Source organism: Tatumella morbirosei (genome assembly GCF_000757425.2).
Lineage (GTDB): Bacteria > Pseudomonadota > Gammaproteobacteria > Enterobacterales > Enterobacteriaceae > Tatumella > Tatumella morbirosei.
This window is the reverse complement of record NZ_JPKR02000005.1, coordinates 40,977-59,061: the sequence shown is the minus strand read 5'-3', so window position 1 is coordinate 59,061 and position 18,085 is coordinate 40,977. Positions and strand designations below refer to the sequence as shown.

At 52.1% G+C, this 18,085-nt stretch carries 18 protein-coding genes and 1 tRNA gene; 15 read left to right on the top strand and 4 right to left on the bottom strand.

All coding sequences use genetic code 11. The features are described 5' to 3' along the window. Positions 1–92 precede the first annotated feature (92 nt). The gene (locus HA49_RS15810) at positions 93–953 is read left to right on the top strand and encodes a LysR family transcriptional regulator (RefSeq protein ID WP_038023626.1); all 861 of its coding nucleotides are present in this window, start codon (positions 93–95) and stop codon (positions 951–953) included. 178 nt (positions 954–1,131) lie between these two features. Then, positions 1,132–1,608 (top strand): cold-shock protein, encoded by a 477-nt coding sequence (locus HA49_RS15805; protein WP_038023624.1) that lies wholly within the window; start codon positions 1,132–1,134, stop codon positions 1,606–1,608. Positions 1,609–1,664: 56 nt separating this feature from the next. On the opposite strand, the gene HA49_RS15800 is transcribed toward HA49_RS15805, so the two are convergent. Then, a complete protein-coding gene (locus HA49_RS15800; protein WP_038023621.1) occupies positions 1,665–2,579 on the bottom strand; it encodes a DMT family transporter in 915 nt (304 codons plus the stop codon). A gap of 147 nt (positions 2,580–2,726) precedes the next feature. On the opposite strand from HA49_RS15800, the gene gcvA reads away from it, so the two are divergent. After that, positions 2,727–3,638, top strand: coding sequence for a transcriptional regulator GcvA (gene gcvA, locus HA49_RS15795; RefSeq protein WP_038023618.1), 912 nt, complete (start codon positions 2,727–2,729; stop codon positions 3,636–3,638). A 21-nt stretch (positions 3,639–3,659) separates the two neighbouring features. Here gcvA and HA49_RS15790 read toward each other — a convergent pair whose 3' ends face one another. Beyond that, positions 3,660–4,622, bottom strand: a complete 963-nt coding sequence (locus tag HA49_RS15790; protein WP_038023616.1) for a LysR family transcriptional regulator — start codon at positions 4,620–4,622, stop codon at positions 3,660–3,662. Positions 4,623–4,692: 70 nt separating this feature from the next. On the opposite strand from HA49_RS15790, the gene HA49_RS15785 reads away from it, so the two are divergent. The 6 genes from HA49_RS15785 (at position 4,693) to HA49_RS15770 (ending at position 11,285) form a co-directional block, all read left to right on the top strand. Next, a complete protein-coding gene (locus HA49_RS15785; protein ID WP_038023614.1) occupies positions 4,693–5,622 on the top strand; it encodes an alpha/beta hydrolase in 930 nt (309 codons plus the stop codon). 134 nt (positions 5,623–5,756) lie between these two features. Further along, positions 5,757–7,613 (top strand): FUSC family protein, encoded by a 1,857-nt coding sequence (locus tag HA49_RS15780; protein WP_038023611.1) that lies wholly within the window; start codon positions 5,757–5,759, stop codon positions 7,611–7,613. A 58-nt stretch (positions 7,614–7,671) separates the two neighbouring features. After that, entirely contained in the window at positions 7,672–8,391 is a 720-nt protein-coding gene (locus HA49_RS15775) for a transporter substrate-binding domain-containing protein (RefSeq protein WP_038023609.1), read from the top strand. A 333-nt stretch (positions 8,392–8,724) separates the two neighbouring features. After that, positions 8,725–8,901, top strand: a complete 177-nt coding sequence (locus HA49_RS21870; protein ID WP_281177718.1) for a Wadjet anti-phage system protein JetD domain-containing protein — start codon at positions 8,725–8,727, stop codon at positions 8,899–8,901. A 132-nt stretch (positions 8,902–9,033) separates the two neighbouring features. Continuing rightward, positions 9,034–9,210, top strand: coding sequence for a hypothetical protein (locus HA49_RS21865; RefSeq protein WP_245610221.1), 177 nt, complete (start codon positions 9,034–9,036; stop codon positions 9,208–9,210). A gap of 44 nt (positions 9,211–9,254) precedes the next feature. Continuing rightward, positions 9,255–11,285 carry an RNA-binding domain-containing protein gene (locus HA49_RS15770; protein WP_038023606.1) on the top strand — a complete coding sequence of 677 codons (2,031 nt, stop codon included), beginning with the start codon at positions 9,255–9,257 and terminating at the stop codon, positions 11,283–11,285. Between the two features lie 269 nt (positions 11,286–11,554). Here the strand turns inward: HA49_RS15770 and HA49_RS15765 are convergent. Then, positions 11,555–11,630: transfer RNA gene (locus tag HA49_RS15765), tRNA-Phe, on the bottom strand. A gap of 298 nt (positions 11,631–11,928) precedes the next feature. Between HA49_RS15765 and HA49_RS15760 the strand changes: the two genes are divergently transcribed. Genes HA49_RS15760 through HA49_RS15735 form a run of 6 tightly spaced genes read left to right on the top strand, consistent with a single transcriptional unit; the run spans position 11,929 to position 17,447 of the window. Continuing rightward, complete coding sequence (locus HA49_RS15760; protein WP_038023604.1) at positions 11,929–12,954, top strand: LacI family DNA-binding transcriptional regulator; 1,026 nt, start codon at positions 11,929–11,931, stop codon at positions 12,952–12,954. Further along, complete coding sequence (locus HA49_RS15755) at positions 12,947–13,954, top strand: ABC transporter substrate-binding protein (RefSeq protein ID WP_038023602.1); 1,008 nt, start codon at positions 12,947–12,949, stop codon at positions 13,952–13,954. Before HA49_RS15760 ends, HA49_RS15755 begins: the two co-directional genes overlap by 8 nt. Continuing rightward, entirely contained in the window at positions 13,955–14,830 is an 876-nt protein-coding gene (locus HA49_RS15750; RefSeq protein ID WP_052752530.1) for an ABC transporter permease, read from the top strand. Next, a complete protein-coding gene (locus HA49_RS15745) occupies positions 14,827–15,624 on the top strand; it encodes an ABC transporter permease (protein ID WP_038023601.1) in 798 nt (265 codons plus the stop codon). The genes HA49_RS15750 and HA49_RS15745 overlap by 4 nt, the downstream gene beginning before the upstream one ends. A gap of 12 nt (positions 15,625–15,636) precedes the next feature. Then, positions 15,637–16,605, top strand: a complete 969-nt coding sequence (locus HA49_RS15740; protein WP_038023598.1) for an ABC transporter ATP-binding protein — start codon at positions 15,637–15,639, stop codon at positions 16,603–16,605. Positions 16,606–16,610: 5 nt separating this feature from the next. After that, complete coding sequence (locus HA49_RS15735) at positions 16,611–17,447, top strand: phosphodiesterase (RefSeq protein WP_038023892.1); 837 nt, start codon at positions 16,611–16,613, stop codon at positions 17,445–17,447. A 37-nt stretch (positions 17,448–17,484) separates the two neighbouring features. Here HA49_RS15735 and dicD read toward each other — a convergent pair whose 3' ends face one another. Further along, complete coding sequence (gene dicD, locus HA49_RS15730; RefSeq protein ID WP_038023595.1) at positions 17,485–18,051, bottom strand: division control transcriptional repressor DicD; 567 nt, start codon at positions 18,049–18,051, stop codon at positions 17,485–17,487. Positions 18,052–18,085: the final 34 nt, after the last annotated feature.

Genomic DNA, 18,085 nt, shown 5'->3' with positions numbered 1-18,085 from the left:
TCACTCCTTTGTTCAGAGGATGCAGCATAGAGAATTGTGAGCTGTGCGTTAATTCCCTATAGTTGCACAACACTCCGGGGAAAAATGCACAGATGCTAAACTGGGAAGATTTGCGTTATTTGCTGGCTGTAGCCGAAGCCGGCAGTTTGTCGGGGGCTGCCCGCCTCTTAGCGGTTGATCATGCCACCGTCAGCCGGCGGCTTAACAGCCTGGAAATAAGCCTTAACAGTACGCTGGTTCGGCGTTCCACCCGCAGCTGTTCTGTGACCCCGTTTGGACAGCAGATTATTGGTATGGCCAGACGGATGGAAGAGGCGGCATTTGCCATTGAACGCAGTGCCCTTGCTGAACAGGAGCAGGTAGCGGGCAAGGTCACCCTCAGTGCGCCCCCGGTGCTGGCGACTCATCTGCTGGCGGGCAACCTGCAACTTTTCCGGCAGCGCTATCCTCAGATTCAACTCAGCATTGTCAGCCAGGCGGCACGGATCTCCCTGAGTCGCCGGGAAGCCGATATCGCTCTGCGGCTGGCCCGCCCTGTAGACGATAACGATGTGGCTCGTAAACTGGGAGTCATGCCGTTTTCACTCTACACACACAGGGATTACCCACAGAAAAACCAGCCGTCTGACTGGGCATTTATTGGCTACGATAACCAGTATGCCGCTATGCCACATGCGAAATGGATAGTAGCCGCAGCGAACGGACGGCCGCTGAGCTGTGCCGTCAGTGATATCACCAGCCAGTTGATGGCTGCGAAAAGTGGTACCGGAGTGGCGTCTCTGCCACAATTTATCGGTGACGCCGAATCTGATCTGCAACGTGTGCCGTTCAGCGGTGAACTATTTGTTCCGGAGATATGGCTGGTGGTCCATGCCGATTTAAGGGATTCCCCGTTATTGCGAAGAGTGCTGGATTTTATCAGCGAAGTGGTGACTGCCAAAGGGCTGACCTGACAGCCGATAAATCATCATGACTTTTCTTCTGGCCGGGTGAATGGGGAATGAATCAGATGAACACCGGCAAAATTATCACTCAGTCAGGTGCCAAAAACATAGTCTGTGCGGGCATTGTATTCTACACTGCGCGCTGCAAAAATTGAGCAGATAAACGAGTTAACAGGCGGTAACAGCGATGAACGGAACAATCACAACCTGGTTTAAAGATAAAGGTTTTGGATTTATCAAAGATGAAAACGGCGATAACCGCTATTTTCATGTGATTAAAGTCGCCAACCCTGAACTGATAAAGAAAGATGCGGCGGTGACTTTTGAACCCGGCACCAACAACAAAGGGCTTTCTGCGTTCTCGGTTAAAGTCATTCCGGACAGTAAGTATATCTTTATTGCCGGTGAGCGGCTGAAGCTGACCGCGATTAAATCCTTTGTGGTCTACAGCGAAGAAGTGCCCGCAGATGCCGGGATTGATAAAGAAAACACCGTACTGTCAGTCGGCGCGCTGATGAACAGTATCCGGCCAAAATCTGATGTGCCTCCCGGGGCCATGCGGTCATTGAAAAAACTGGCGATCACCACTTTTCAGGGCTCGACGTTGATTTTCACCGAAGATGAGATTGATATCGATGCTACGGTGAAAATGCTGAAGATCTAACCCTTCCGGCCTCCCGGCCGGAGCTGAGAATAGCTCATTCCGGCCTGTGCCCTGTTTTAACGGGAAGCACTGATATCGCGCTGTCGTGGTGGGACGGGGGATCCGACCATCATCCAGACTGACAGGCCAATAATCACTGCCCCAGCGATAAACCCCCGGTTGATGGTTTCACCGAGCACCAGATACCCCCACAGAACCGCAAAAGGCGGGATTAAAAACGTAACGCTAAACGAGCGTAGCGGCCCGATATCTGCCAGCAACCGGAAATAGAGAATATACGCCCAGGCGGTGCAGAAAAGCCCTACCGCAACCACACTCAACCACGCACTGGTCTCTCCCCAATGTGCCGGAGCTCCGGAGCTGATGTCGCCGATAAAAAATGGCAGCAGGAACAATAAGGCGCCCCACTGGCTGCCGCAGGCAACCATTTCGGGAGCCAGACCGCCTTTGTCGGCAATCCAGCGACGGGCAAGAAATCCCGCCAGACCATAGCAACTGGTGGCGACCAGGCAAAGCAAAATCCCGGTGATAGCCCCACCCACCTGGCTGGCGGGATCTGTCGTCGTGATTAGCATCACTCCGCCGATTCCCAACAACACCCCCAGCCACTTTCGCACCGTCATTGGTTCGCCAAACAGGCAAAAGCCAATTATCGCTCCGGTCAGCGGGGTAGTGGCGTTCAGGATAGCTGAGTAGCCGGCAGGTAAACGATCTGCGGCCAGGCAATACATCAGAAAAGGAATCCCGGAATTAACCACTCCGAGCAATAGTGAGGCGAATAATTTACCACAGAAGTTAAACGACGATTTACTTAGTAGCAGTATTACCGTCAGACCTGCCAGCCCAAATAGCACCCGCAAAAAAGCGGTATTAATGGCACCGAACTGAGGTACCGCAATACGCATAAACAGAAAACTGGCTCCCCACAATGCGGCCAACAGAAATAAGCGGCAATAATCAGTAATACGCATAGCTGCACCTCGTTATGTCATATAAATGGGCGAAACTCTGGTACAGAGCGGAGCCGGTACTGCACTTTAGCGTCAGAGTGTTGACGGCGACAAACCAGAATTTCTTTTATAATTAAGTTTTTCTAATTCATTATCGGTGAGTGAATAATGAAACTGCCTCCTATGAATGCATTGGTGTGTTTTGAAGCGGCTGCGCGACATCTGAGTATCACTAAAGCTGCCGAAGAGCTGTTTGTGACGGCCAGTGCAGTCAGCCAGCAGGTGGCAAAACTGGAAGCGATCACCGGCGTTCGCTTGTTTATCCGTAGCCCACGACGGCTGGAACTGACCACGGAAGGACGTGTGTATTTGCGGGCCATCCGTCCGGCATTTTTGCAGATAGAAGAGGCCACCCAACGTTTGACCGAAGAGTCCCGGCAGCAACGAATCAGTCTTAGCTGTACCAGCGGATTTGCGGTTCAGTGGTTACTGCCGCGTCTGCCGGAGTTTGAAGCGGCAAATCCGGGGGTGGAAATAGTGATTAATACTACTCACCGGAAGGTCGATCTGCTCTCTGAAGGTGTTGATTTTGTGGTCCGTCATGGCATCGGAAATTATCCGGGGCTGGTCAGTGAATGCCTGATTCATGATCCATTATGGCCGGTATGTAGCCCGCAACTGCTCTCTTCACAGGATTTACGCATCAGTCCTGAGCAACTTAGCGGTTATCCGTTGTTACATGATGAACACCGGGCCGACTGGGCCCTGTGGTTTGAAGCCTGCGGTATTGGCAGAGAGCAGGCTGAACGTGGGCCGGTATTTATCGATTCCAACGGGGTGATTGAGGCTGCTAAAGCGGGTAGAGGCATAGCTTTGGTCCGCCGGACATTGATTACTGAGGAACTGAGTGACGGGACACTGATTTGCCCGTTACTCAGGCCGGTTGATTCTCCTCTGGCTTATTTTCTGGTCTGTGATGAGTCAGCACTGTTACTGCCGGTAAATCGCCGTTTTCGCGACTGGATCTCTACGCGCGCCGCAGCAGACAGCCATTCGTTTCAGGCAGTCTGTGGTGATTAATGCTCCGGTGCAAGGCTGGAATTAGTCGTGGCTGGCTGTGGAGTTACCCACAGTACCAGCCGTGTATTTCAGTAACTCGTCAATAAAGACCCGTGCCCTGGCCTGCAAAAATTTTCGGCTCGGGTAAATGGCATGTACAGCAATCTCAGCAGTTCCGATTTCAGGTAATACTTCCAGAAGCTGGCCTTCCTGCAGCTCACGTTCAACAATAAAAGTGGGTAACAGCCCGATACCTAGTCCCTCTGTGGCCGCAATCCGGATGGCATCGCCACTGTCAAAGCGTAAATAATGGTTGCCCTGAACATTCACTGAATGGCCTTGCTGGTCAGTGAAAGTCCACTGAGTGGGGGAGATTCCCAGCCCGTAAACCAGCCTCCGGTGCTGATCGAGTTCGGCAATTGTTTGAGGCACTCCCTGTGTTTCGAGATAACTGGCGGAAGCAAAAAGCCTTGGCCTTGAGCGTTCAATGACCCGGCTAATATATTCCGTGCTGGTATGAGCGTCTCCCACCCTGATTGCCAGATCAAATCCTTCTTCTGCCAGATCAACTATCCGATCGGTAAAACTGATCTCGACCTTCAGCCAGGGATTCGCGGAAAGAAACTGGCTAAGAAACGGAATAATGATCGCTTTTCCGTAGCCCTCAGACACTGTCAGTTTCAGGATGCCGCGTGGGGATTGAGAACCCTGGCGCACGCTGGCTTCGGCTTCTTCCACGCTTTCAATAATTTGCTGGCAGCGGTTAAAAAACTCTTCTCCTTCCGTGGTCAACGACAATTTTCGGGTGGTTCGGTGGAATAAGCGGGTTTGCAGCCAGGTTTCAAGCCGTGTCACAGCTTTACCTGCGGCAGAGCGTGTCAGCCCCACAGAGGCACCTCCTGCGACAAAACTTCCGGCCTTAGCTACGGCAATAAATATCCGCACGGCTTTCAGATCGAGCTCAGAGGATAACATAGCGGATTTGGGGATTTTTGATACGCTCATTGGGGAAGCACATTCGCCAGTTAAGGCCATATGATAAGGATTGTTGAATATTAAACCAGAAGGTAAGCAAATGCTCCCGCAACAAGCAAAAAAAGCCCTGGCAGGTTGGGTTGAGGCCGCAGCCCCGGTAGTACAAAAACTAAATGGTGAAACAGAGATGGAGTGGCCGGAGGTTCGACGTCAGTATATGAGTGGGTTGAGCCGGTTGTTTCCGGCGGTAAGTGGCGTAGTTTATCAAAATAGCTCGCTGGGAGAGGTGCCGGTACTCAGTGTTATCCCTGAAGAGAGCATCAGTGACACAGTGGTACTGTATATTCATGGTGGTGGCTACGTGCATGGCGGTACCGAAGCGTACTGTGGCCTGGCTGGCCGGCTTGCCCGCCAGCTGTCAGCCACGGTATATCTGCCCGACTATCGTCAGGCTCCGGATTTCCCTTTCCCGGTGCCGTTAGAGGATGTGTTTGCCGTCTACCGGGCCCTGATTTCAGGGGGAGCAGAGGCAAATAAACTGGTGCTGGTGGGAGATTCCGCCGGAGGAGCGATGGTAGTGACGATGATGCGTAAAGCCCGCGATGCCGGTATTCCTTTACCGGCTGCAGGGGTGGCATTTTCTCCCTGGGCCAATCTGACTCATAGTGGCAAGTCTGCCAGCGTCAGGGATGGCTTGGATCCGCTATGTAGTACTGATTTCCTGAATATTCTGGCGCGAACTTTCCTTGCAGGAGAACTGCCGACTCATCCGGATGCTTCTCCGGTATATGCGAATCTGCACGGCTTGTCACCGGTAATGATTCAGGCAGGTGAAAACGAGGTGATGCTCAGTGACGCCATCCGGCTGGCGGGGAATCTGGCCGAAGCAAGGGTCCGTACCACACTCGAAGTCTGGCCAGAGATGTTTCATGTCTGGCACTTGTTCGCCGGTATACTCCCGGAAGCAGACAAAGCACTGTGTAATGCCGTTCGTTTTCTGGAGGATGCTCTGGAACAGGCCCGAGGGTAAATACTGAGAAAATGGTGACAATCGGCTGGCGGATACGTCAGCCTGGCAAATACAACAGACGGACACGGGTGACAAAACTGCGTAATCCACTACAGTGGTAGTTGCTTACCAGAAGAAGAGGGTTGTCCGGAATAATGTCCAAAACCAGTAAGTTCCCGTTATTGACAATGCTATCACCCGTCGTGCGTCAACGTTTACCTTTTGCGGGACGTGTCGGTCTCTGCTGTGGTTTACCGGTAATGATTGGCTATTTTGCGGGGAATATTCACCTGGGGTTACTGGCCACTTTGGGTTCGTTCACGGCACTCTATGGCAGTGATCGCCCTTTTATCAACCGTGGCTGGTATCTGGCCGTGGTGGCTCTGTTACTGGCGGTGGTAGTGATGCTGGGGATGGTGCCCGGGAATTCGCCCTGGGCCGCGGTACTGGTTGTGTCAGCGATTTCGACCATCGCTACTTTCGTATGTAATGCTACCCGTGTAGGGGCTCCCGGGGCTTATATGTTTGCTCTGGCCTGTGCCAGCGGTACCGGAATAGCGGCTGTGTCATCAAATCCCTGGCAAAGTGGTTTGTGGGTGCTGTTAGGTGGGGGGATATCCTGGGTTGTTCACATGTCAGAAGCCCTGTTTCACCGTTACAAACCGGAGCAAACGGCAGTGGTTGGGGCCGCAAATGCCGTCAGTCAGTTTGCGGCCTGTCGGGATGTTCAACGGCGTATACAGTTGAGACTGGATGCCTCTCAGAAGATCGACAATGCCTGGATGACATTGCTAAACCGGCAGTCCGTTAAGACCAGGAAAACTCCCTGTATTCAGTATTTAATCTCGCTGACTCAGCAACTTAGCCCGATTATCGCCAGGGCTGAAATGACTTTTGTTGCAGACAAAAACGGGGATGATATTTTGTCACAACAGGCAAAACAGATTGCTCAGTCTGCGACGACAGCTTCCAAAACGTGCCTGCAGATGGATACCCCGGTAGTATTGCCTGAGGTTCAGTCTGGCTTGCGTTTTTGTCAGGAGAATCTGTTCCTTTGGTCTGTTCCCTTCCAGATGGCATTACGTGTCTGTCTGGCAACACTGGTTGCTGGGGCAGCAGGAGCCTGGCTCGGTCTCAATCATGCTTACTGGGTAATGGCAGCCGTGGTGGTGGTGCTTAATCAGCCTTATGGCTGGCCTGGCACAACCCGGCGTGCAATTTATCGGGTGGTCGGTACCTTGGCAGGAATTGTACTGGCCTGGGGAGTTCTGTCACTTCATCCTGAGGGATTATGGATAGCCCTGATAGTTGGGGTACTGCAATTTATTATCCAAATATTTGTGGTGGTCCAGTATGCGATAGCTGCCATTTTTATTACAACGTTTAGTATGTTGATAACACTCGGTGGGGGTGGCTTGCAGCAACTCAATGAGCTGCTGGGAGCCAGGGCGCTGGATACGGCCATCGGTTGTGGTGTAGCGATTGCAGTCTTTATGCTGATGCTGCCGTGTACTGCTCTTTACCAGGTTTTTGCTGAAATGCGCGCGACACTGATGGCCGCTCAGCGTTTAGCAGAAAGTCTGTCGCAGGAAAATCACTTAACCTCATCGGTGCTGAGTCGCAGGATTAGCTTGCGTCGCCGGTTGCTTTCACTTCAGCAGACCGCCGATGACGATGTTGATGCCGCGAAATTGCGTCATCTCAAAATAGAGCCGCTGGTAAAGGCGGTAAGTGCCAGCAAAACGCTGTCATGGAAATTATTAGCTGCCGCCAGCTATACCACCGATCAACTCACGCCAGATGACCATGAAGCTCCGTTGAATGAGGCTCAGTACCAGCAAATTTCCTGTCGTATTAATGAACTGCTGCAGTCTGAAAATCCAAAAAAACCGTTGGATAATCACGAGGATTACGGTTTTCTACAGCAAGAGCTTGATAACCTCGAACAGGCATATCGGCAGCTCCAACCCTGGCGGCGGTGGGGGGAAAAGGGCGCACGGCCTGTGGTTTAACTGATGTATTCTTTAAAACTTTCTTCCACCGGGCAGGTGCCTGAAGGGGACCATAGCAATGACAGAAAAATCTATAATCGATGAACTTGCGCCCACCGGCCGGCTGCGGGTGGCCATTAATTACGGAAACCCTGTGCTAGCACAGCAGGATGAAGCCGGGCAGCCGAAGGGGATTTCGGCAAAGCTTGCCGGAGAGCTGGCGCAGGAACTGGGTCTGTCTGTTGAATGGATTGCATTTGATGCTGCCGGGCGGGTCTTTGCCACCGTGGATGATGATTGCTGGGACATTGCCTTTCTGGCTATCGATTCGTTACGGGCAGAGAAAATCGCTTTCAGCCAGCCCTATGTCACCATTTCAGGGACTTATCTGGTGCCAGCCGGTTCAGATTTTAAGCAGGTGGCCGATCTGGACCAGCAAGGAGTGACTATCTCTATCGAGCGTGGCGCTGCCTATGATTTGTTTCTTAGCCGCCAGTTGCAGCATGCGGAAATTAACAGGGTTGATACTGCGTCGTTAGCGATTGAGGCATTTATGGCTCACGAGGTGGATGCGGTGGCGGGATTACGCTATCAGCTCCAGGCTTATGCGCAACAAAACAGTGGGTTTCGGTTAACGGTAGACGATTTTACCCATATTCATCAGGCGATGGCGGTCCCCCGACTGCGGACAGCCGCCGCAGCTTATGTCAGTGATTTTATTCTGCGTAAAAAACAGAGCGGATCTGTGAAGGCGGCACTGGTCGCCAACGGGCAGCCAGAGTCGCTGGCGGCTGAGTGAAGTCTTGGGTCATTCGATTTTGATCAGGAACATGTGAGATAAATGCTCTTTTGCGGAAATAACAGAGCTTCGTCGTAGACGTATCTGATATAGCGAAGAGGTTATCGCATACTTCTGAGCAGTAGTGGGTACCAATTTATCGGGAATAATATTTCGTTATTAATCCGACGGCTGGATGAGCGTTTTTCAGGCGAAGCTAGCGAGCAGCGATTGACGGCTTTTCTTGATACCGTTCATGAATCAAGCCACTGGGTTCTGGTTGTACCGTTATCACCGGGCTTGCTTCCTTTTAAAAAATGTCAGGTAACGAAGCCGTAACTGGCGCAAATTCCATTGCCTGTGTCACGTGTATTGGTAATTGAAGATGAACATTGTCTACACCAACTTCCAGCGTTATTAAATACTATCGCGATTTTAGGGTGCGATCTTGATGCGCAATGGTTATCCAGCTCGGTTCTGGATGAAAACACGTTACTTATTGGGGCTATATGGATAGCCAGGGGGCTATAGATGCCGGCGAGGACCTGGCTCTGTTGCCTGACGCTTGATGCCTTGCTCATAAACTGTGAGTTTTTTGAGTAATATGCCAGTCTTAGCTCTGTTCCTGAGCCGGTAAAAGTACAGGGAGCAATACCCGATGGGGTGCTTAATAAAGAGGCTGATTTTTATCGCTACTTCACTTGCCTGCAGCGTGGTTATTTTGAGCAGGAATTTTGCCTGCGGGGAAGTGGAAAAGGCGCTGAACTGATGGCGGAAAGGATTAAAAGTAAGGTTGAAAGAGCCGTCAGTACCCTTAGCAACCTACCGGATATTCGTTAGATGCGATATCATATAGCAGGACATTTTTCGCCAGAGGAACCCCTATGCCTTTGCAAATAAAAGATATTATAGATCTGCAAACCCTTGTCGAGTCGGAGCAGGTAGAGTTTAAACTGGCAGGGGGAAAAGACGGCAAAGGCGAGTTACCGAAAGACTTCTGGCCTACCTATTCCGCCATGGCGAATGGTAGGGGTGGTTGGATAGTTCTCGGTGTAAAAGAACAAGCTGGAAAATTTACACCAGTCGGTATTGCTGATCCCGAAAAAATTAAGACCGATCTGTTTAATCAGTTAAACGATCGCGAACGGGTTAGTTCGAATGTGCTGAGATCAGAGAACGATGTGCAACAGGTCTCTTTACAGGGAGTGGATGTGCTGGCGATCCATATTCCGCAAGCGATGCGTAAACAAAAGCCGGTTCACCTAAAAAAGTCCCCATTTGGTAACACCTATCAACGTCTGCATGAAGGCGATCGCGTTTGTGATGATATGACCGTAAAGCGGATGCTTGCTGAGCAGATCCACGACAGCCGGGATAATGAAGTGCTTTCCGGACACTATAACTTTCAGGACGATATAGATCTGGACAGCCTGAAAGTCTATCGCAATCTGCTATCGGCAAATAATCCACAGCATCCTTATCTGGCCTGTGAGCCGTTTGAGCTATTCAAAATGGTTGGTGGATGGCGTAAAGATAGGGAGACTGGAAAAGAGGGCATAACGCTGGCTGGCGTTCTCATGTTTGGTAAATGGGATGCGATTATTGCCGCAGCGCCCAACTACATGGTGGACTATCAGGAACGCCCCGAGGCTAAAACGGAACTTCGTTGGGTGGATCGGGTATGTCCGGATGGGACATGGTCAGGGAACTTGTTTGATTTTTATCGCAAGGTATACCAAAAGCTGGTCGCCGATCTGAAAGTCCCATTTACCCTTGAAGAAGGTCAGCGAAAAACGGATACACCAGTACATATCGCGCTGCGTGAAGCGCTGGTCAACACGCTGGTCCATGCTGATTTTACCGACCGGGTTTCTATTCTGATTGTCAAACGTCCCGATATGTTTGGCTTTCGCAATCCTGGCTTGATGCGCCTGCCACTGGAGGATGTGATCGCGGGGGGCGTCAGTGATTGCCGCAACAGATTGTTGCACCAGATGTTTTTGCTGATTGGTTTGGGTGAGAAAGCAGGTTCAGGGATACCGAAGATCTTCAGCGGTTGGAAATCGGCTAACTGGCGAACCCCCAAACTTTGGGAAAAAACGTTTCCTACTCAGACGCTATTAGAGCTTTCTACAGCCAGCCTGATCCCGCAACATGTTCTGGATGATTTGCATCAGCGGTTTGGCGAGGCCTTTGATCAGCTTGATGATTTTGAACAGGTGATTATTGCAACAGCAGTTATTGAAGGCTGGGTCAATCATGAACGTGCTTGCCAGTTAACAACCCGGCATCCCCGCGAAGTAACGTTGACGCTTCCACGACTGGAGAGTAAAGGATTCTTGGTAGCAGGCGGTGAGCAAAAAAGCAAACATTTCACTTTGCCCGGCGTATCGGTCATGACACCGGATGAGGTTTTCTCGTTAGGTGCGGTTGTGAGCTCCACACATAACGAGGGGAACACCGCATGTATCGAGCAGAAGTCCACACATAACGAGGCGAACTCCGCATATTACGAGCATAGGTCCACACATAACGAGGATCACTCCACATATAACGCTGAGGACGATCAGCCTGCATCCAGAGATGAGTATGGACGTTTACTCAACCGTTTTATCGATAGACCTTATATTGATGATGTTCAAAATCTCACCAATTCTTTCCGGGATTCGTTGTTTATTTTAGCAGCGGTTCCGCGTAAAAGGCTGCGTCTTGGGGACAAGGAGATGATGAAGAGTGTGATCCTGAATGTGTGTCATGGGCATTATATTTCCGTTGCTGCATTGGGGCAGATCCTCAGTCGTAACCCTAATGCACTGCGTCAGCAGTACTTAAAACCGCTGGTGGACCAGGGAGTACTGAAGCTGGCGTTTCCACAGTATAAGAATGACCCGAAGCAGGGGTATAGTGCGGTTTGAAAAAATTGAGGTATGATGCTTTAAGTATATCTGTTTTAGTGCCAGACACTTTTTGAGTTTTCCATGTCTTGCAAATAAACAATTTCCCGTTATCCAATAGTGGTGCCCGAACCCGGACAAATGTGTCGGGAACACAGTTGTATTGCGCGCCAGCGCAACCCCGCAGGGGCGAGCCTCAGGGATGAGGCGAGTATATCGAACCTTGTTCGGTGGAGAGTTCGGCTTTTCCAAAGCAAAAAACCCGCCAGAGGCGGGTTCTTCTAAATAAGTGGTGCCCGAACTCGGAATCGAACCAAGGACACGGGGATTTTCAATCCCCTGCTCTACCGACTGAGCTATTCGGGCAACGGGGCGCATTAAACCGTAATGGCCCTGGCTCGTCAACACTTTTTACCGGGTGAAATGTAAAAATACCACTGACTGATTGCTTTCTATACGAAAACCCTCGTTTTGTTGTTTTTTCCTGCGGTAAACACCGCTGCCTCGCCTATCAGGGTTTTTATTTTGTGATACCAGCCACAGTTCAACGATGAGACATCTTCCGTACCGCGTGTCTGCAAATTCACCGGAATGACACATTACTGTCATTTTCTCCGCTTAGGCTTGCCGCCATGAGATCGATCTCATTAGTGGTGGAGAAGTGATGAGTAATCTGAATACCGTCGCCAGACTGGCCGGTGTGTCACGGGCCACAGCGGCCCGGGCATTTTCCAGCCCCGAAATGGTACAGCCGGCGACCCGTGAAAAAATCTATGCCGCTGCGCAGCAGTCGGGGTTCCGTATCAACCTGGTCGCCCGGCAGCTGCGTACCAGCACGACTCATCTGATTGGTGTGATGGTGCCGACTCTCGATAACCCGGTATTTAACGAACAACTCAGTGCCATGGAACAAGTGGCTCGTCAGGCAGGCTATTCATTACTGGTCGCCACCACCGGCTATGACCCACAGCGTGAGCAGCAAACCCTTGAGCAGATGCTGTCACGTCAGGTCGACGGACTGGTAATGACGGTAGCCAGCAGCGGAGAGCAGTTGAGCGAATCCGGCAGTGGCTGGCCGCCGTTGCCGGTGGTACTGGTGCACAACGAGTCTGCTGCCGGAGAAGTGGTCTGCCTGAGTATCGATAACTGCCGTGCCATGGCCGAAGCCACCCGTTATTTGCAACAGCAAGGGCATACGCGGATTGCCATGGTCGCCGGGCCGTTGCAGCAGTCTGACCGGGCAGCGAGGCGTTATCAGGGATACTGCCTGGCAATGACTGAGGCCGGACTGGTTCCCGTTCCATTGATCGAAATGCCGGAACATACCCGCAGTGATGCGGGTTATCTGCAGGAGTTACTGGATAGCCCACAACCGCTGACTGCGGTGTTGTGTTCAAACGATCTGCTGGCGATCAGTCTGATCGGCCAACTGCAACGGCGTGGAATCCATGTACCCCGTGATCTGTCGGTGGTCGGTTTCGATGGCATCGCCCTCGGGCAGATGGTGACACCGTCATTGTGTTCGGTGGTACAGCCGCGTGAAGCACTGGGTGCCTGTGCTGTCAGTACTCTCTTACAACTGATTCAGGGCCAGCAGACGGTATCACGTCAGCTGGATTTTGAAATTCGTCAGGGGGAAAGCGTGGCTGCCCCCCGGAATATTGCCCACACCAGAGGAAATTATGAATAAATCTGTTTTTGTCCGCAGTGCTTTGCTGGCGACTTCGCTGGTTATCACCGCCCAGGCCCAGGCCGCTGTATCGACCGCCATCTGTTACAACTGTCCGCCGGAATGGGCTGACTGGGGAACCCAGCTCAAACATATCCGTCAGGACCTGGGGATTCAGGTGCCGCAGGACGATAAAAACTCCGGCCAGGCCCTGGCACAACTGGTGGCAGAAAAAAATAATCCGGTGGCCGATGTTGCTTATCTGGGCATTACCTTTGGTATCCAGGCGGCAAAATCAGGAGTGGTGGAAGGTTACAAGCCGGCCAACTGGGATCAGATCCCCAAAGATATGAAGGATCCCGATGGGAAGTGGATTGCACTTCATTCAGGGACTATTGGCTTTATGGTGAATGTAGATGCGCTGGGAGGACTGCCGGTTCCCCATTCCTGGAAAGATCTGCTGAAGCCGGAATATAAAGGAATGATCGGTTATCTGGATCCGGCCAGTGCTTTTGTGGGTTATGCCGCCGCAGTAGCCGTGAATCAGGCAATGGGCGGTTCATTAAATAATTTCAGCCCGGCAATTCACTACTTTCAGGAGTTAAGTAAAAACAGCCCGATCGTGCCGAAACAGACAGCTTATGCACGGGTACTTTCCGGTGAGATTCCGATTCTGTTGGACTATGACTTTAATGCCTACCGGGCACGTTATACCGATAAAGCCAATGTACAGTTTGTGATCCCTCAGGAAGGGACCATCCAGGTACCTTATGTGATAAGTCTGGTTAAAAATGCCCCGCACCTGGCTGAAGGCAAGAAGATTATTGACTATGTTCTGTCGCCAAAAGGGCAGCAGTTGTGGGCAAATGCCTGGTTACGTCCGGTGATAGAAACCGCCGGAATGAGTAAAAAAGGTTTCCTGCCAGACAGCGATTATGCCAGGGCACATACCGTGAATTACCAGCAAATGGCGGATGTACAAAAGGCATTTTCTGCAGAATATCTGAGTGAGGTTCACTAAATGCGGCAGTTGTTCGCCGGACAGTCCCCTGCACGACGGGGGCTGTCAGCCAGAAGGTTACGGCCGGGCGTGCGGATCTATGCGCTGGCACCGGCACTGACGGTATTCGTCGCCTTCTGGGCAATACCCTTTGTTTATCTGGTCGTGATGGGAACAGAACCGGATAACAGCACCCATCTAAATGCTTATCTGACGGTCCTCACGCGGTCACGTTATCTGAGCAGTCTGGGCAGCACATTGCTGTTATCGGCAGTAGTTTCAGTGGTGGCCGTCGCTATCAGTGCGGTGGTGGCTTGTTATCTGGCCCGCCATGCAGTACCCGGTAAAGGGGTTCTGTTGGCTCTGCTGACTTTCCCGTTAGCATTTCCCGGAGTGGTGGTCGGATTTCTGATGGTGATGCTGGGAGGACGTCAGGGATTACTGGCGCAACTGAGTGTTCTGCTGACGGGGGAGCGGCTCACCTTTGCTTATAGCCTGGGTGGATTATTCCTCGGTTATCTCTATTTTTCGATTCCACGGGTCATTATGACCCTGTATGCCGCCTGTGAAAAACTGGATGTCTCGCTGGAAGAAGCGGCCAGGGCCATGGGGGCAGGGCCATTACAGATCACCCGTGATGTTATTTTACCGGGGCTAGCTCCGGCACTGATTGCCAGTACCGCGCTTTGTTTTGCGACCAGTGTCGGTGCTTTTGGAACCGCCTTTACCCTGGGAACCCAGCTAAACGTGCTGCCGCTGACGATTTATGGTGAATTCACCAATTATGCCAATTTTGCCACCGCCGCCGCATTGTCGGTGATTCTCGGTGCGATTACCTGGGGCGTATTACTGCTGGCCAGGCGTCTGGCGGAAATCCCTGCGGGAGGTTCAGCATGAAGAAACTATTATCTGGCGGCCAGGCATTGCTGACCCTGTTGGTATGCCTGTTTCTGATAGTCCCGGTGGTGATGTCGGTGATGACCGGATTTATGCAGAATGCATTTCGCGGTATCAGCGGTGGATTCACGCTTCACTGGCTGACGGATGTATGGTCGATGTATTCCGGTACCTTCTGGCTGACGCTGAAAATTGCGCTGGCTTGCCTGGTATGTAACCTGGTGCTGGGGATACCGGCGGCCTGGGGATTACTGAAACTACCACGGCGCCAGCAGACAGTCATTGAAGAGTGTCTGCTCCTGCCGGTTGCCATTCCCGGGCTGGCGACGGCTTTGGGTATGCTGCTGCTGTATGGCCGGTTTCATGATTTTCGCGCTAGCTGGCTGTTTATTCTGAGCGGTCACGTGTTGTTTACCCTGCCGTTTATGGTACGTCCGGTGCTGGCAGTGATGAAGTCATCAGGAATTTCGGTGATGGAAGAGGCGGCATCCAGCCTGGGTGCCGGCAGCCTGTACCGGTTGATGACGGTGGTGATCCCTAACTGCTGGTCGGGGATTATTGCCGGGGCATTTATGGTCATTACCTTGTCGATTGGCGAATTCAATATTACCTGGATGCTGCACACGCCGCTCACCAAAACTCTGCCGGTCGGGTTGGCCGACAGCTATGCCTCAATGCGGCTGGAAAACGGTTCTTCGTACACCACCTTATTCCTGATCATGATCATGCCGCTACTGACGGCTATGTATGCTTTACCCCGACTGCAAAAACGATTTTTTCGGGACAATAAATAGAGGAGAGAGACGATGTCTCAGCCTGTGGGTATCCGGTTAACCGATTGTTCCCGGACCTTTAATCAACATATTGCCTTGCACCCGCTCAGCCTGGAGATTATCCCGGGAGAAACCCTGGTGCTGTTGGGCCCTTCCGGATGTGGCAAGACCACGACTCTGCGGATTATCAGTGGACTGGAACAGTGCGATGCTGGTGGTCAAATCTGGTTTGGTGATCGTAATGTCACGAATGTCGCCATCGAAAAGCGTCATGTGGGTATGGTGTTTCAGAATTACGCACTGTTTCCTCATTTGAATGTGGCGCAGAACGTTGCCTATGGCCTGAAGATCCAAAAGCTGCCCTCTGAGGTCATCCGCTCAAGGGTGGCAGAAATGCTGGAGATGGTGGATCTGAGCGCACTGGCTCAGCGTCCGGTACAGGCGCTCTCCGGGGGACAAAAACAGCGGGTTGCTTTGGCGCGGGCGATGGCTGCCAGACCCGGTGTTTTGTTGTTCGACGAACCTCTGGCGGCCCTGGATGCACAGCTCCGTGACCGGTTACGGGATGATATTGGTCGGTTACTCAACCGGCTGTCTATCACTGCCGTTTATGTCACCCATGACCAGCAAGAAGCCATGGCGCTGGGAGACCGGATTGCGGTGATGAATCAGGGGCGTATTGAACAAATTGGAACTCCCCGAGAAATTTATCACCATCCGGAAACGGCGTTCGTGGCCGACTTTATCGGTGCCGTAAACCGAATCGGCGATCATTATTGCCGGCCGGAGGACATTCGTCTGGGCAGTATCAGCGGAGCCACACTGACGGGTCAGGTGGTGGAGAGCGTGTTTCTCGGGCAGGTGTTGAGGGTTACCGTGGATACCGGCAGCCAGCATAAGGTCAGTGTTGATTGCCCGCCGCGTGAACAATGGCATGCGGGGCAGCATGTCGGTTTGCATCTGGCGGGAGAGGCATTATTCAGGGCAGGGAAAAGGATGTGAACAGCATGACAGATACTCCATTCACGTTGGTGCAAATCAGTGACTTACATATTAAAGCTGCGGGTCAGCTGACCTATAAAGTTGTAGATACTTATCATGCGTTGCAGCAGGTAATTGATCAGATTAACCGGATGCGGCCAGCAGCGGATGCGGTAGTGATCACCGGGGATTTAACCGATTTTGGCCGCGATGATGAATTCCGTCAGGTGCGGCAGTTGCTGGATACACTACAGATGCCGTGGTTTGCCATTCCGGGGAACCATGATGACCGACAGGCCTTTTATCGTGCTTTTGCTGACAAGTCATGGTGTCCGCTTCCGGCACCCGCACTGAACTGGGTGAGCGACAATTTTCCGGTACGACTGATTGGCCTCGATTCAACGATTCCCGGGAAACCTGGCGGCAGGCTTGAGTCCAGGACATTGCAGTGGCTGGATGAGATATTACAGCAGGCGCCTGACAGACCCACGATGGTTATGCTGCACCACCCACCGTTTGTCAGTGGAATCGGCCATATGGACCGGCAGCGCCTGGAAAATCCTGATGATTTACAGAAGATTACCAGCAGGCATCCGCAGGTGGTTCGCCTGCTGTGTGGCCATGTTCACCGTTATATGGTCAGTAGTCTTGGAAACACGCTGGTATGCACGGCCCCCGGTACCTCTCATCAGGTCGCGCCGGATTTCAGCGCTGACGGCGCCGCCTGTTTTGTGCTGGAGCCAGCAGGCTTTCTGGTGCATCGCTGGCAGCCGTTACAGCCACTGGTGACGCATTATCTGCCCGTTGGAAGCTATCCGGGACCCTGGCCATTTTATGATGAGAAAGGGCAGTTGATTGACTAACAAGGTTGACTCCGGGCCAGCAGGCCCGGTGACGGGGTTAACTGAGGGCACCGTTCTGTCGGCATAACGCCATTTGCAGGATATCTTCTGCTAACCGTCGCGCGGTAGCAATATCCTGCAGGTTACGTTTTACCAGTAATTTGCTCAGGCAGCCTTCCAGCACCAGTTCCAGCTGATCGGCCACCATGGTTGGGTTATCCAGTTCGAGAGCTATCAGGTTCTGGTGAGTATATTGCCAGGAAGCCTGTTTTTGTTGCTCGGCCACCTGATGAATCGGGTGGTGAGGCGCGGGAAACACGCTACAGGCGGCGATAAACAGGCAGCCGGGAAAACGACCGCGCTGCACATGCTCTTCCAGCAGAGTGTAACGCATCAGTAATTTTTGAATCTGGCTAAGTTCAGTATTGTGTTCAATCTGCTTTCGCCATTCGCCTATCTGGCGACCATGAAAATCCAGTGCATCCCGCAGCAATATTTCTTCAGAAAGTGCTTCATCCGCGGTAATCCCCCGGTGCTGCAATTGCTGTTTCAGATTGCCGGTAACGGCCAGGCCTTGCTGTTCCAGAATGAGTAGTATCTGCTCATGTACTTTTTCCTGAGACACATTAACCTCCGTGAGTTCCACACCGGTCGTTAGC

Bases quoted from the DNA above. Each gene is read 5' to 3' on its own strand.
- HA49_RS15790 (WP_038023616.1), bottom strand. From the start codon at position 4,622: ATGAGCGTATCAAAAATCCCCAAATCCGCTATGTTATCCTCTGAGCTC.
- HA49_RS15745 (WP_038023601.1), top strand. From the start codon at position 14,827: ATGAAGAAACTATTATCTGGCGGCCAGGCATTGCTGACCCTGTTGGTA.
- HA49_RS15735 (WP_038023892.1), top strand. From the start codon at position 16,611: ATGACAGATACTCCATTCACGTTGGTGCAAATCAGTGACTTACATATT.
- HA49_RS15775 (WP_038023609.1), top strand. From the start codon at position 7,672: ATGACAGAAAAATCTATAATCGATGAACTTGCGCCCACCGGCCGGCTG.
- HA49_RS15780 (WP_038023611.1), top strand. From the start codon at position 5,757: ATGTCCAAAACCAGTAAGTTCCCGTTATTGACAATGCTATCACCCGTC.
- HA49_RS15810 (WP_038023626.1), top strand. From the start codon at position 93: ATGCTAAACTGGGAAGATTTGCGTTATTTGCTGGCTGTAGCCGAAGCC.
- HA49_RS15740 (WP_038023598.1), top strand. From the start codon at position 15,637: ATGTCTCAGCCTGTGGGTATCCGGTTAACCGATTGTTCCCGGACCTTT.
- HA49_RS15805 (WP_038023624.1), top strand. From the start codon at position 1,132: ATGAACGGAACAATCACAACCTGGTTTAAAGATAAAGGTTTTGGATTT.
- HA49_RS15800 (WP_038023621.1), bottom strand. From the start codon at position 2,579: ATGCGTATTACTGATTATTGCCGCTTATTTCTGTTGGCCGCATTGTGG.
- HA49_RS15750 (WP_052752530.1), top strand. From the start codon at position 13,955: ATGCGGCAGTTGTTCGCCGGACAGTCCCCTGCACGACGGGGGCTGTCA.
- HA49_RS15755 (WP_038023602.1), top strand. From the start codon at position 12,947: ATGAATAAATCTGTTTTTGTCCGCAGTGCTTTGCTGGCGACTTCGCTG.
- HA49_RS15770 (WP_038023606.1), top strand. From the start codon at position 9,255: ATGCCTTTGCAAATAAAAGATATTATAGATCTGCAAACCCTTGTCGAG.
- gcvA (WP_038023618.1), top strand. From the start codon at position 2,727: ATGAAACTGCCTCCTATGAATGCATTGGTGTGTTTTGAAGCGGCTGCG.
- HA49_RS15760 (WP_038023604.1), top strand. From the start codon at position 11,929: ATGAGTAATCTGAATACCGTCGCCAGACTGGCCGGTGTGTCACGGGCC.
- HA49_RS15785 (WP_038023614.1), top strand. From the start codon at position 4,693: ATGCTCCCGCAACAAGCAAAAAAAGCCCTGGCAGGTTGGGTTGAGGCC.